Below are 13435 nucleotides of genomic sequence, written 5' to 3' on the forward strand. Positions count from 1 at the left end.
GATCAGCGGGTCGACACTGGGCGTTTCACCCAGACTGGCGACAGGCTCGAACCGGAACCGGTGACGTACAGCACCGCTGCCTCACCGCGTTCCAGGGCTACCGGCTTCACATCGCCGACCTTCTTGTCGCCGTCATACAGCGCCAGGCTCACCTTCACCGGGTTGATCTCACGCTCGCCGCGGCCCTTGGCGGCGACCGACTTGACCACGTCGGTCTTGCCGTCGGCGGTCTTCAGGGTCAGGGCCTTGTCGCTGAGGTTCTGCACGCGTACCAGGGATTTCTGCTTGTTCTTGAACGGCGGTTCTTCGATCAACTGAGGCTGGCCGCTGCCGCTGTTGACCAGGGTGTAGTAGTGATCGGCGGCGAGCTTGACCGGTACGGTCTGGCTGCCGACCTTGGCGCTGTAGTCGCCGCCCGGCATGAAGCTGAAGTCGCTGCTGGCCAGTGGCGCAACGTCGCTGAGGTTGGTGGCGCCGACTGTGGCGCTGACTTCCTGGTTGCTGGCGTTGTAGATGCGCACGAAGCTCGAACCTTTCGGCGCCGTTGGGCCGTAGAGCGCGGCGTCACCACCGGCGAAGGCGGACATGGATGCGACGCTCAGGCCGGCGGCGATAGCCAGGGTCTTGGCGAGACGACGAGGAGTTGTAGTGAAAGTCATGTGAGTTACCTCTCTTTCAGTTTTGCGCCCGGTCGGGCGTCTCGGATTTGGATGTATTGATTGCCATGTTCTGTTGGCGCGAACCGGCTTGTTTAAGCTGCGCAACCCACGCGGGGTCGGCATCACCGATTTCGTTGTTGACGGGCAGATAGCGTTCGGGAAACTCCCAGATCAGCACCTGGGGCGGGCTGTTCTTGAAGTCGTCACTTTTCAGGTAGCTGAGCATCGGCAGGATCGGGCCATGGCCATCTTCGGCGTAGCTGACCACGTCGCTGCCCAGGGCTTGCTTGAGGGCGCCGACGAAGTTCCAGTTGGGGTTGGCGCTGTAGCTGGTGCCCACCAGGGCCACCGGGGTTTCGCTGTCGCTGAACAGCGCGTCGTCACCTTTCTCTTCGGCCAGGTGGGTGACGCGTTTTTGCAGCGGCTCTTTGGGTGGCATCAGGTTTTCGAACAGCGGGTCCAGGGGCAGGAACAGGCGCAGGTCGCCTTTATGCGGTTCGGTCTTTTCTGCTTCGGTGACGAATCGCTGCGGCTCGCCGCTCAGCGGGGTCTTGTCGGCAATCGCCTTGGCCAACTGCTTGGCGGCGATTTCCGCACCGTCCGGGGTCCAGTGAGTATCGGTGCGCAGGAACACTTGCTTGCCGGCGAGCTTGGCCTGTTGCAGCGGGCCAAGCAGGTCCGGGGCAGGGATGTTGTCTGCCGCGACACGGGCGTGGAAGTCCTGGTACAGGTTGGCGTGGATGCTTGCCGGTTTCACTTCACCCAGGTGTTCCGGGTACAGGCGCACCTTGGCCGGCACAATTGCCATCACCAGCTGGATGCCCTGGGCCTTGAGCTTCTGGCGCACGCCTTCGACCAGTGCGTAGTTGCCTTGCAGGTTCTGGTCTTCGTTGACGGCGGGGTTGAATTCCTCGTCGCTGTACAGCCAGTGATCGCGGCCCAGCACCACGCCAGGGCGGCCTTCGTTGAACAGCTTGTAGTCCAGCGCCGCCCACAGGTTGGTGCCCAGGCGTTTGATCGGGAACTCGTCGTCGTAGTGAGTCTCGACGGCTTTGGTCCAGCGCCCGTTGAGCACGGTTGCATCGGCATTGGTGCTAAAGCCCAGGAAGCTGCGCAGTGACCAGGCGCCCAGTGCCAGCAACAGCACCAGGAACAGGCTTATGTAGAGGACGCGTAATGAACGGGTCATGGTCGGCTCCCTCAGAATTGGAAGTAAAGGAACGGCGAGAAACTCTGCGCCGACAGTTTCAGGATCGACGCCACGAACAGCAGCAGCACGGCCGCGCGCATGGCGTAGCGTGGCCAGTCAGCGGTCCAGTAGGCCGGTTGCACGGCGGCGTCACGGCCCACGCTGAAACCGGGCTCGTGGATGCTGCCGGGGTTGTCGCCTGGTACGGCCTTGATCAGGCTCGGATCACTCTGCTTGGATTTCTCGGCAGGGCGGTTGCGATAGAAATCGCGCAGGCCGAAGAACGCCAGCGTTGCGTAGGCCACCACCAGGGTCGCCACTTGCAGGCCGGTGAGGCTGGCGCGGTTGAGTTCCGACAGCGACCACTCGCCAAAGCTGAACATCGCACCGTACATACGCCCGGCGACGTGCAGGTTCTCGGCGCGGAAGATCACCCAACCCATCACCACCAGCAGGAAGGTGAAGGCCCAGCGCAGCACGTTGAAGCTGCGCGGCGCGGTGTTCAGGCCGATGGCTTTTTCAATCGCCAGCCACATGCCGTGCCAGGCGCCCCACACGATGTAGGTGATGTTCGCACCGTGCCACAGGCCACCGAGCAGCATGGTCAGGAACAGGTTGCGGTAGGTGGTCAGCGTGCCTTTGCGGTTGCCGCCCAGGGTGATGTACAGGTAGTCACGCAGCCAGGTCGACAGGCTGATGTGCCAGCGCCGCCAGAACTCGGTGATCGACTGGCTGATGTACGGCTGCTTGAAGTTTTCCATGAAGCGGAAACCCATCATCAAGCCCAGGCCGATGGCCATGTCGCTGTAGCCGGAGAAGTCGAAGTACAGTTGCGCGGTGTAGGCCAGCGCGCCGAGCCAGGCGTCACCCGTGGTGGGGTTTTGCAGGGCGAAGCAGTGGTCCGCCACTACGGCCAGGGTATCGGCGATGAAGACTTTCTTGATGAAACCCTGCATGAACCGCGTGCAGCCCTCGGAGAATTTGTCCAGGGTGTGGGTGCGGTTGTTGAACTGGTCGGCCAGGTCGCGAAAGCGCAATACGGGGCCGGCGATCAGGTGCGGGAAGATCGCCACGAACGCCGCAAAGTCGATGAGATTGCGGGTCGCCGGGGTATCACCCCGATACACGTCGATGATGTAGCTGATGGACTCGAAGATGTAGAACGAGATCCCGATCGGCAACAGTACGTGGGTGAGGATAAACGGCTCCAGGCCCGCCGACTTCATCATCAGGTTGATGCTGTCGACGCCGAAGTTGGCGTACTTGAAGTAGCCCAGGATGCACAGGTCGACGGCCACGCCGAGCAGCAGCCAGCGCTGCGCCGGCTGGGTGCGCACGCCGGCGGCACCGACCTTGAGGCCGATCCAGTAGTTCCACAGCGTCACGGCCGCGAACAGCGCCAGGAAGTCCACTCGCCACCAGGCGTAGAACACGTAGCTGGCAATCAGCAGCAGCAGATTGCGATAGCGTTGCCCGCTCAAATAGTACAAGCCGAGAAAGATCGGCAAGAACAGAAACAGGAACACATTGGACGAGAAAACCATCCCGATCTCTCCATGTTTAAACCAACAGTCAAGGGCCGGAGCCCCCCCAAACCCCCCACGAGATTCGGGGAGGGCGGTACAACAATTCCATCTGGCAAAACGCGGTTTAAATGTGGGAGGGGGCTTGCCCCCGATAGCGGTGTGTCATTCAACACAGATGGCGACTGTTACTCCGCCATCGGGGGCAAGCCCCCTCCCACATTTTTTTTACCGCGTCTGGTCAGGAACCTTTTTTGCCTTTTTCATGCGTCGGGTCGTAGACCTTGGTCAGGTCGCCGCCCAGGCGGAAGGTCTTGAACGGTTGCATGCCATGCTTGCGCTCGATCACATCCGGGGCACAGGTGTAGAGGGTGCAGAAAGGTTCAAGCCAGGCGAATTTCATGTCCTGCTTCAAGTCCTTCATGTCCTGCTCCTTGCCATTCTTCTGTTCGAAGATGTCCGGGTCCTTGACCCCGGCCAGCACCTTGTCGCCCAGGCGCTTGAGCGCGCTGTTGTTTTCCTGGCGCAGGTCCACGCCGTTGACCAGCGCGAAACTGGCGATCATCGACAGCGGCGGCAGGGCGTAGTTGTGGTACGACAGGGCGCGTTGCTGGCGCTTCAATTCGTTCGGCAGGAAGCCCTGGTCGTCGACCTGGTTCACGCCGACCTTGTATTCCTTGACGGCCCAATCAAACAGGTCGCGGCGGTTGGTGGCGATGGAGGTCGCCATCACCGACCAGGCGGCCCAGTAGGAGTGGTTGTTGGTTTTTTCCAGCGGCAGGTTGTCCCAGTCGCTCACTACCTGATCGGCCAGTTTGTTGAACCAGGCTTCGATCAGTTGCGATTCCTGCTGGTGATTGGCCAGCGGGTGCGACTCGGAGAACTTCAGGCGCACATAAGCCGAGGCCATGCTGCCCAGTGCCCATTTGCGCATGGACTTGCCGGTGTGGTTGAAGTCCTTGGACATCAAGGCATCGGCCTTGGCCCACGACACCAGCCAGTTCAGCGTGCATTCGAGCTGCTGTGGGCGGCCGTCGCGCATGAACTGCATCACGCGTTTGCTGGTGTCTTTTTCCAGCTTGGTGATGTCGGCGGTGCTGTCGCGAAAGGCTTGTTCCGACTGCACATTCAGTGTCGAGCGAGCCTTGTCCGAGCCTTCGTACTTGCTGCGAAATTGCAGAGGCCCGGTGTAGGGCGTCGGCATGGTGTCGCAGTTTTCCTTGAAGTCGCCGGTCTTGAACGCTTCGATCGGTGCGAAATAGCCTTGAGGCGGACGCAGTGGTGCGGCCGCATTCACGGAGCCGGCAAACATGGCCAGGCCCAGCAGGGTAGGGAGCAATAGCTTTTGCATAAGTAACCTCACTTCCCGAGTTGGGCGGTCTGCTGACCACCGCTTGGGAATACGTTGCGTGTGCAAATTTTCGCTTCGACTTTCTGCGCGGCAGCACCCTTTTCCGGGCCCTGCACTTCCACGGCCAGCAAGTTCTGCGGGGCCCAGTCTTCATCGGTGCGCAGTTCAAAGGCGAAACGCCCGTCTGTATCGGATGTCTCGGGTTTCTCGATCTTGATGTCCTCGTGGCGCCCGTTCATGTACCAGAGGGTGGCTTGCAAGGTTTTCACCGACGGATCGGCGAAGCGGATATCGACCTGATGGTTGGCGTTGCGCAGGTCTTTGTTCGCACTGTTGACCATCAGTTCGTTTTTGCCCGGTTTGAGCGTGGTGCTGGCCGACATCTGCGCGGTCTTGCCTTCGCAGCCGTTGTCGAGCAGCGCCATCATCTGGCGGTAGATGGTTTCCTGGTCGAGACGGTACAGCGGCGAGAATTCCCAGATCAGGATCTTTGGCGGGGTCTTCTGGAATTCGTCACTGCCCAGGTACTGGATCATCGAGCCTTCCAGGCCGCCGCCGGGGAAGGCGACGTTGAGAATGTCGGCACCGATCTCTTCTTCAAGGAAACCGGCGAAGTTGTAGTTCTTGCCGCTGTGGCTGGTGCCCACCAGGGTGATCTGCGGGTTGCCCGAATCGCTGAACAGGTCACCGTCACCGGCTTCGCCCTTGGGCTCGGTGGTGAACTGGTCCATGTACTGGATCGCGTAGCTGGTGCCGCACAGTTGCCCGGCCATGTTGTGCAGGGTGCCGGTCTTGCCCATGCGACCCGAGCGCTTGGTCTCGAATTCGCGCTTGGGAATTTCGGCGTACTCAGGCATCTGCTTGACCTTGGCGGCGACGATTTTTGCGGTGCGCTGGGCGCCGTACGGGGTCCAGTGCTGGTCGCCACGGAAGTAGAAATCGTGGGCCGGCAATTCATCGGGCAGTTGCTCATTGGTCAATGGCGACAGGTCCGGCACCACATAGCCCATCTTGGCGAAGCGGCCAAGCATGGTCTTGTAGTTGCCCAGGGCTTTGTCGAAATCGAACGAAGCCTTCTCTGCGGGATTGAGCTTGTTGCGGTTCACCAGGCCACGGGTCGGCTGGTAGACCACCACCAGTTCCACGCCCTTGGCCTTGAACGCATCGTGCAACTGCTGCATGCGCTTGTAGCCTGCCGGCGTGGTGTCGAATTCGGTGCGCAGGTCTTCCTGGGTACGGAACAGCCAGTCGCCCTGGGCTTGCACCAGGGTGGTGAAGTTCTGCTGGTAGCGCGTGGTGTAGTTTTTCGCGTCATGGGCGGCGGGGCACAGGCTGCAGCACGGTTCGGCAGTGAAGGTCGGCGCCTTCACCTCGTCGGCGCGCACGCCCTGGCTGGCCGCGAGCAGGCCGAGGGTCAGACCCGAGAGGCTCAGCAGTTTGATCATGTGTGGGTGCATAAGGGTCATCCTCAGTCCTGCAGTTCGGTCTGGCGTTCGACGGGGTCGATCAGCACGGCTTTCTGCTGGCGCACCAGCAGGTCGAGAATCTCTTCCTGGCGCTCGCCCAGAATGCCGGAGAAGCTGATGCCGCTGGATTTGGTCGGCGCCAGCATCGACACGCGGTACAGCTCGATACTCAACGGCGAATCGATGGACAGCGGCCCGCTGCCGTTACCCGCCAGTTCGCCGCCGACCACGATCAGCGAGACCTTGGCGTCGAACGGGTCGAGGGCGATGTCACGGTCGGTGTCGGTCAAGTCCTTGATGTGGCCGTACACGCCGGTCAGGCCGTTGGCCATGGCGGTGTTTTCGTAGAGCTTGATGTTCACGCTGTTACGCACGCGGATACCGTGGCGACGGTTGCTGATCACCTTGTTGCCCCACAGCAGGTTGTCACCGCTCTCATAGAGGGTGATGCCGTCGGTGTGGTTGCGGTAGATCTCGTTGTCGGCGATCAGGTTGTTCACGCTGTTACGGTCGATCACCAGGCCCGACAGCTTGTTGTCGTAGCTGCGGTTGTTGAAGATGAAGCTGTCGTTCACTTCCCGGGAAATGATGATGCCGTGCTTCTTCTTGGTGCCGTACACGGTGTTGTCGGCGATGATCAGGCCATGGGAACGGTCGTGGGGGTCAATGCCGTAGACGATGTTGTCTTTGTAGGTATTGCCCTTGATCACAAAGCCCGTGGTCTCGTAGCAGTAGAAGCCGTACCACATGTCCGAGAACTCGGAATCGATGATCCAGCCGGTCGGCTCGGGCCGCTTGAGCACCTTGGCCATGTTCGGCGTGTACTGGGAAATACTCACCCCGTAGGACTTACTGTTGGCATAGCCGAAGCTGGCCATTTTGGTCTTGGAGATATAGGTCTCGGTGCCGCCCCAGGCCAGCAGGAACGGGCGGAATTCCTTGGGCGACTTGAACAGCGCCGGGCCGTTGGTTTTTTCATCCCAGCCGGTGACCTTGGTGTCACGCACGAACAGTTGGCCGTCGTTGATCAAAAACGAACCGGCTTGCTGGGACAGGCGCAATTCCTGGGTCTGCTTGTCGATATCGAGGATGCCTTTACGGCCGACCACGATCGGCAGTTTGGCCAGGAACACGCCGGGTGATGTCTCGCTGAAGTACTGCTTGGGCACCTTGCCCAGCAGGTCCTTGAGGTTCATGTAGCCGTCGTCGACAAAGATCGCCTGGGGAATGCCGTGCTGGCGCACCACCCATTCGGCCATCTTGTTATCGCCGCCGATAAAGTCCTTGAGCGCGTCTTCCTGCATCATGCGGCGGATGCTGATTTTGCCCGGCTTGCTTGTGACGATTTTCTTTTCCATGGCCGCGGCGGTGTAGCCCGACAGGTCGGGCAGCGCCGGCTTGGCCATTTCCAGCGGCGCGGTGGGCGGGCTGGAAATGGTGTAGGTCTTGGCCTGTTGCAGTTCCTTGGCGATGGTCGGCGCCTTGGCCGCCGTGTCGGCAAACGCTGGGGCACTGGCCACCAGCATTGCCGCGACGAGTAGGCTTTGAGCATTCATTGCGCAGGCTCCCATCAGAATTTCCAGACCACGTCGACAAAGGCGCGGTGCATATAGGAGTCGACCTGGTTGCCATAGGCGTCACCCGGCTTGAACACGCCGGCGCGCAAACGCACCAGGGCCGATGGCTCGTCGATCGACTGGCTCAGCGCGGCGGGCAGCAGGCCTTTCTTGAAGTACTTGGTGACGACCAGGTCCATCTCCTGGCCGAGGTCCTTCTTGCCGTCTTCAAGGGGCAGCGAGGTGCTGGAGAGGATCGCGCCGGTGACGTCGTCGGCGTTGTTCTGCACCGCGTCGATGCCGTTGCTGCCCACCGGCTTGTTGCCGTCGACGCGCCAGAACTTGTGGTACACCAGGCTGGCGTCGTAGTCCTCGCGCAACTGCCAGGAACCGAACAGGCTCATGGACTGCATGTTGTTCATCTCACCGCGAAACGCTTCACCGAAGCGGTGCACGCGGGACTGGGTGCCGGTCCAGTTCGAGCGGTTGCTTTGCAGGCCGTTCTGCTCGTACTCGGCGCTCGCGCGGGAGTAGGCCGCGCCCACTTGCCACTGCGGGTCCAGGCGCAGGCGCACGCCGATATCGGTGGCCCAGCCGCTGACGTCATCATTGCGCTTGGCGTTGGTCGGACGGGTTCCATCGGCGTTCAAGGCGTTGACCGTGTCGCGGTCGCCCTTCATGCCGGTGATGCTGGCCCAGTAGTTGACCGTGTTGGTGTTGCGCCAGTTGTAGGCGTCGCTGTTGGCTTCGATGCCGAGCCAGGTCAGGTCGCCGTTCTCGCGCTTGTCCAACGGGTCGCTGGCCACGCCCGGTTCGGCGTAGTCGAGCTTGCCGTCGTCATGGGTATGGTGGCCGCGCAGGCCGATCCACTGGCCCGGCGTCCACTGGTAGGCGGCGTCGGCGTAGAAGTGCTGGCGGTCCTTGTCGACCGGCGACAGTTCCTTGAGGTCGGTGCGGTATTCGCTGAAGCGTTCGGCGGCGCCGATGTTGGCCTTGAGCAGGGTGGTGTCGAAGGTCCAGTTCAGTGCTTCGATGTTGGTGTCGCGCCATTGGCCGTCGTCATTGCGCAGACGCTGGCGACCGAACTTGAGGATCTCGCCGGGGTAGGGCGTGAAGCCGCTGTAGCCGACCCAGAACTCGCGCAGGGCCAGGTAGTTTTTCTTGGCCTTGCGGTCGTCGTTGCTCGATTGTTCGGTCGTGTCATCGGCCGACGGTTGCAGGGTGTCGGTCTCGATGATGTCGCTGGACACCACCGCCTGGCCCATGGCGTAGGCGCTCCACGCGCCGCTTTCGCCGTAGATCCACGGGCGCAGGTCGAGGCCGATACCGTTGACGTCACCGCCTTTCTGGGTGCCCAGGTCGCGGTCGTCTTCGGACTGCGCGGTGGCTTTGACTTCCAGGCCGAAGTTCTTGGCTTCGGTCAGCGCGGCCAGGGTCGGGCACGACCACAGCAGGGCGAAGGACAGGCCGATGCCGGCCTTGACGAATGGGTTGAGCTTCATAGGGATTCCTCGCCGTCTTCTTCTTGCAGGGCGTGCAGTTGCAGCGTGCTCTGGGCCAGGGTGCCGCGGGCGGCCAGCTCCTGTTGCACCAGGCGTTGGCCGTCGGCGCGTTGCTCAGGCGTCAGCGGGGCTTCGAGCTGGGTGGCCAGCTCAACGGCTTCCGGTGTGTCCTGGGCCTTGGCCAGTTGGCTGAAGACATAGGCGTTGAGCGGGTCTGGCTTGGTGCCCTTGCCTTGGGAAAACAGTTGGGCGATGGCAAAGTCGGCGCTGTTCTGGCCATTGCGCGCTGCGGTCAGCAGGTGGTCCAGGGCTTTTTGCGGATAGACCTTGCCCAGGTAGCCACGGCGGTAGATCTGGCCGAGGTAGTAATCGGCGGCCACTTCACGGCCCACCGCTTTCTCGAAATGCGCCTCGGCAGCCTTGGCGTCGGCCGGCACCCACTTGCCTTCGTAGTAGAGCTTGCCCAGCAATAGCTCGGCGCGCGGCTGGTCGGCGGCGCGGCCGTTTTCGAGGTACTTCATCATCTGCTCGACATCGCCCAGCTCGGGAAAGTCGTATAGCAGTTGCGCCAGGCTGACCCAGGACGCCGGGTAACCCGGGGCGATTTTTTCAAGCAAAGCCTGGGCGGTTTTCTCGTCCGGCGTGCCCAGGGTGGCATCGCCGAGTACGCGGGCGACGCTGTCGACGCGCTGGGCGGTAACGGTGCCACGGCTGTAGCCTGCTTCCATCTGCTTGAGCAGCTCGGCCTGTTGTTCCGGCTGGGCTTTTTTCTGATAGACCGTAGCCAGTTCGACGTAGCAGATATCCGTGGTGTTCAGCGCCGCTTTGCAGATGCGCTCCACATCATCCAGATGCTGGTCGTAGGTGTTCTGGGTGCGATACAGCAGCACCTGGGCCAGGCCGGCTTCCGGGTAACCGGCGGCCTGCCATTGGCTGATCTGCTGCTGGGCGTTCACCTCTGGGAAGCTGTGCGGGTATTGCAGGTACAGCATTGCCAACGGGATCAGGGTATTGCCTTCACCATTGGCAAAGGCTTTTTTCAGCAGGCTTTGGGCTTCATGGTGTTCGGCTTCGGTGGCGCCGGGCTTGGCCACCAGCAGGCGACCCAGGCGCGCCTGGGCGCGGGGCGAAGTGTCTGCCGCTGCGCGGTAGGTGGCTTCGGCCTGTTTGATTTGCGCCGGATCGCGGGTGCCGACCTGGATATCGGCCAGGCCCACCTGGGCCTCGCTGTAGCCCAGGTCCGCCAGTTGCTGGTAATTCTGCTGGGCGGTGACGGTGTCGCCGCGCTTGAGCGCTTCGTTGGCCAGACGCTGGTCGGGCAAGCCGGCACAACCGGCCAGGCTCACCGCAACCGCCAGCAACGCCACCGAACCCCTGCGGGAGAGGTTTTTGTGGCAAGCCCGCTCCCACAGGGATTGTGTTGTTCTTGAAATAGGGTTCACAGGCATGTCCTCGCTTACAGACCGTGAGCCATGGCTTTATCGATCAGCCAGTTCAGCGAAGGGCCGCGGTCGCTGATGACTTCCACCGGGCGTCCGGCGTAGGTGCTGTCCAGCGGGGCGTCCGGCTTGATCTGCACGCGGATGTCCGAAGACAGGTCGGCGCTGTTGAGGCTGGTGCTGCTGACGATGGTGCCGGTGCGCACCTGTTCTTCGTCGGCGACCTGGAAGCTCACCGGCGTACCTGGGCGCACGTCGCCGAACTGGCGATAGGTGAAGCGGGCTTCCACATTGGCCTGGCTGCCGCGTGGCACCAGTTGGAAGATCACATCGCCCTTGCTGGCGTATTGGCCGTCAGCGACCAGTTGCTGGGCGACCACGCAATCGCACGGCGAGGTCAGGGTGCCGGTCATTTGCTTGCCGAACAGCTCTTCGACCTTGGCCGGTTGCAACTGGTCTTCGTCCAGGTGGCCCTTGAGCACATCGAGCATGCTGGTGCTGAAGGTCGCCAGTGGCGCGCCTTTGGCCGCTACCGCGTCACCCTTGAGCAGGCTTTGCACGGTGCCGTCGCGCGGCATGGTCACGTTCATCCCCGGCACGCTCACCAGGCCCGCCTGGGCGTGGCTGACGAAGTACATGCCGTACACCGACTTGAAGACAAAACCGAACGCGGCGAGGCCGACGATGAAAATGCCTGCGCTGAACACCACGGCGCGCAGGCGACCGAATGCGGTCATGCCGCTGCCGCCGTCCTTGACCTTGCGCGCCTTGGTGAAGTTGTCGCGTTGCAGGGTGGCCAACACGTCGCCCATGGTCACGATGTCGCCGGACAAGTGCGAAGTGATCAAGTGGCGCAGGGTGGAAATATCCTGGGCATCGAGGTTCTGGAACTGGCAACCGGTGCGGCCGGTCTGGCGGTCGTAGGAGCGGATCTGCAGCTCTACGTCCATCGCCAGGCCAAGGTTGTCGATCACAAATTGCAGGCGACCCTTGTGCACTTCGCCGACGGTGAGCGGCTGGGTCGCGGTGAACGCCAGGCCGCCGGCGGACAGGTCGATCACCCGTGCTTCGGTCTGCGTGCGGTCGGTGTTGAAAAAGCGCAGCTTGGCCGGGATTTTGACCCGGGCGTGCTGGCGCTGGGCTTCGGATTCGTGGACTACGTTGGCGTTTACTTGGCTGTTCATCAGGGCATTCCTTGAGTTAATTCAGGCTTGGCAGGGTCAGACCATCATCAGCAACACGGCAACGAAGATGCTGCCGGCGGAGAAGGTCATGGTCCGAGACGACCAGGTGTTGAACCAACGTTGAAAGCTGGCCAAATCGCGGGTCAGTTTGGTGTCCTGGCGGGTCCAGGACTGTTGATCAAGGCGGAAGAACACGTAGATCTTCACCAGCGCGCCCATGATCTGGTTGTAATAGAGAATCAGCGGATAGGCCGGGCCGATCTTGTGGCCGGAGCACGACAGCAGCAGCGTGAGGATCAGACGGGTGATGCCGATCCACAGCAGGTACGCGAGGATGAAGGCGCCGCCGTATTTGAAGGTGGCGATGATTGCCACGGTCAGGCCGAGCAGGGAGGTCCACATCGATACGCGCTGGTCGAACAGCACCACGCTGGTGAACAGACCGAGGCGGCGCATACCCAGGCCCAGGGCGCGGGAGTTCTGGCGCAGGTTGTTGCCGTACCAGCGGAACATCAGTTTGCGGCTGGCCTTGATAAAGCTCTTTTCCGGCGGGTGTTCCACGGTGTTGATCGCGGCATCCGGCACGTAGAAAGTGTCGTAGCCCAGGCGCATCAGGCTGAACCAGCTGGACTTGTCATCACCGGTGAGGAACTTGAAGCGGCCCAGGCGCCAGTGTTGCAGCGAGTCGCTTTCCACGTCGGCGATAAAGCCCGGGTCAGTCACCACGCTGGCGCGGAACACCGACATGCGCCCGGTCATGGTCAGCACGCGCTTGGACAGGGCCATGGAGCACATGTTGATGTGGCGCTGGGCGAAACGCAGCTTGTGCCATTCGCTCATGATGTAGCCGCCGCGCACTTCGCAGAATTCGTTGGTGGTCAGGCCACCGACATTGCCGAACAGCTGGAACCACGGCACGGTCTTGCGCACCACGCCTTCGGCCAGCACGGTGTCGCCATCGATCACGGCCACCACGGCGCGGTCATCCGGCAGGTGGCGCGAGATGGCACGGAAACCGAAGGCCAGGCCGTCGCGCTTGCCGGTACCGGCGATGCGCACGAAGTCGAGCTTGACGTGAGCCGGCGGGTTCATTTTTTCCCAGAGGCTCTTGACCAGCAGCTCATCGGACATTTCCACCAGCGAGCAGACCACGGTGGTGGGGAAGCCGCATTCGATGGCTTCACGAATCACCGAGCTGTAGACCTGCGCGGTGGTCAGCGCATCGATCCTGAAGCTTGTGACCATCAGGAACACATGGGATGGGTCGGCGGCCTTGCCCAGCTTGCGCACTTTGCGGCGCAGGTGCGGGTAGACCACGTAGAGGAACAGCATGCCGCGAAAGAAATGCGTTGCACCCATCGAGTAGCGCCAGATACCGACGGCGCCAATCAGGAAAATAAAATTCTTCGATTGCGAATCGAAGGTGCTGGCTGGCAGAGCCAGCGCTAGAAGCGCTAAAAGCCCCAGAAATAGTAGCCAGCCAGTCGCTTGGTTTAACCGTTGCATATTCGCGTCCGTCACAGAGAAGTCGGGCGGCAAGCTACAAGCTACAAGCCGAAAACCAGC

Annotated in this window: 10 protein-coding genes; all 10 read right to left on the reverse strand. The window is 61.8% G+C overall.

Annotated features, from left to right (window positions below; genetic code table 11):
• Nucleotides 1–2 precede the first annotated feature (2 nt).
• Complete coding sequence (locus CIB54_RS01515; protein WP_065951683.1) at nt 3–659, reverse strand: alginate O-acetyltransferase AlgF; 657 nt, start codon at nt 657–659, stop codon at nt 3–5.
• A gap of 16 nt (nt 660–675) precedes the next feature.
• Nucleotides 676–1848 (reverse strand): alginate O-acetyltransferase, encoded by a 1173-nt coding sequence (locus tag CIB54_RS01520; protein WP_065951684.1) that lies wholly within the window; start codon nt 1846–1848, stop codon nt 676–678.
• A gap of 11 nt (nt 1849–1859) precedes the next feature.
• Entirely contained in the window at nt 1860–3392 is a 1533-nt protein-coding gene (locus CIB54_RS01525; RefSeq protein ID WP_101218282.1) for an MBOAT family O-acyltransferase, read from the reverse strand.
• 220 nt (nt 3393–3612) lie between these two features.
• Complete coding sequence (locus CIB54_RS01530; protein ID WP_101218284.1) at nt 3613–4722, reverse strand: mannuronate-specific alginate lyase; 1110 nt, start codon at nt 4720–4722, stop codon at nt 3613–3615.
• Nucleotides 4723–4730: 8 nt separating this feature from the next.
• Entirely contained in the window at nt 4731–6179 is a 1449-nt protein-coding gene (locus CIB54_RS01535) for an alginate O-acetyltransferase (RefSeq protein WP_101218395.1), read from the reverse strand.
• Nucleotides 6180–6190: 11 nt separating this feature from the next.
• The gene (algG, locus tag CIB54_RS01540) at nt 6191–7759 is read right to left on the reverse strand and encodes a mannuronan 5-epimerase AlgG (RefSeq protein ID WP_101218286.1); all 1569 of its coding nucleotides are present in this window, start codon (nt 7757–7759) and stop codon (nt 6191–6193) included.
• Nucleotides 7759–9246: an alginate export family protein gene (locus tag CIB54_RS01545; protein WP_101218288.1), complete on the reverse strand. Its 1488-nt coding sequence runs from the start codon at nt 9244–9246 to the stop codon at nt 7759–7761. The genes algG and CIB54_RS01545 overlap by 1 nt, the downstream gene beginning before the upstream one ends.
• Nucleotides 9243–10694: an alginate biosynthesis TPR repeat lipoprotein AlgK gene (algK, locus tag CIB54_RS01550; RefSeq protein ID WP_232790513.1), complete on the reverse strand. Its 1452-nt coding sequence runs from the start codon at nt 10692–10694 to the stop codon at nt 9243–9245. Before algK ends, CIB54_RS01545 begins: the two co-directional genes overlap by 4 nt.
• Nucleotides 10695–10702: 8 nt before the next feature.
• Nucleotides 10703–11869: an alginate biosynthesis protein Alg44 gene (locus tag CIB54_RS01555; RefSeq protein ID WP_065951689.1), complete on the reverse strand. Its 1167-nt coding sequence runs from the start codon at nt 11867–11869 to the stop codon at nt 10703–10705.
• Between the two features lie 36 nt (nt 11870–11905).
• Entirely contained in the window at nt 11906–13375 is a 1470-nt protein-coding gene (gene alg8, locus CIB54_RS01565; protein ID WP_065951690.1) for a mannuronan synthase, read from the reverse strand.
• Nucleotides 13376–13435: the final 60 nt, after the last annotated feature.

It is taken from the genome of Pseudomonas fluorescens (assembly GCF_002837185.1).
In the GTDB taxonomy this organism is placed as follows: domain Bacteria; phylum Pseudomonadota; class Gammaproteobacteria; order Pseudomonadales; family Pseudomonadaceae; genus Aquipseudomonas; species Aquipseudomonas fluorescens_AM.

Excerpts from the sequence above, each read along its gene's own strand:
- CIB54_RS01515 (WP_065951683.1), bottom strand. The coding sequence starts at position 659 with ATGACTTTCACTACAACTCCTCGTCGTCTCGCCAAGACCCTGGCTATC.
- CIB54_RS01520 (WP_065951684.1), bottom strand. The coding sequence starts at position 1,848 with ATGACCCGTTCATTACGCGTCCTCTACATAAGCCTGTTCCTGGTGCTG.
- CIB54_RS01525 (WP_101218282.1), bottom strand. The coding sequence starts at position 3,392 with ATGGTTTTCTCGTCCAATGTGTTCCTGTTTCTGTTCTTGCCGATCTTT.
- CIB54_RS01530 (WP_101218284.1), bottom strand. The coding sequence starts at position 4,722 with ATGCAAAAGCTATTGCTCCCTACCCTGCTGGGCCTGGCCATGTTTGCC.
- CIB54_RS01535 (WP_101218395.1), bottom strand. The coding sequence starts at position 6,179 with ATGCACCCACACATGATCAAACTGCTGAGCCTCTCGGGTCTGACCCTC.
- algG (WP_101218286.1), bottom strand. The coding sequence starts at position 7,759 with ATGGGAGCCTGCGCAATGAATGCTCAAAGCCTACTCGTCGCGGCAATG.
- CIB54_RS01545 (WP_101218288.1), bottom strand. The coding sequence starts at position 9,246 with ATGAAGCTCAACCCATTCGTCAAGGCCGGCATCGGCCTGTCCTTCGCC.
- algK (WP_232790513.1), bottom strand. The coding sequence starts at position 10,694 with ATGCCTGTGAACCCTATTTCAAGAACAACACAATCCCTGTGGGAGCGG.
- CIB54_RS01555 (WP_065951689.1), bottom strand. The coding sequence starts at position 11,869 with ATGAACAGCCAAGTAAACGCCAACGTAGTCCACGAATCCGAAGCCCAG.
- alg8 (WP_065951690.1), bottom strand. The coding sequence starts at position 13,375 with ATGCAACGGTTAAACCAAGCGACTGGCTGGCTACTATTTCTGGGGCTT.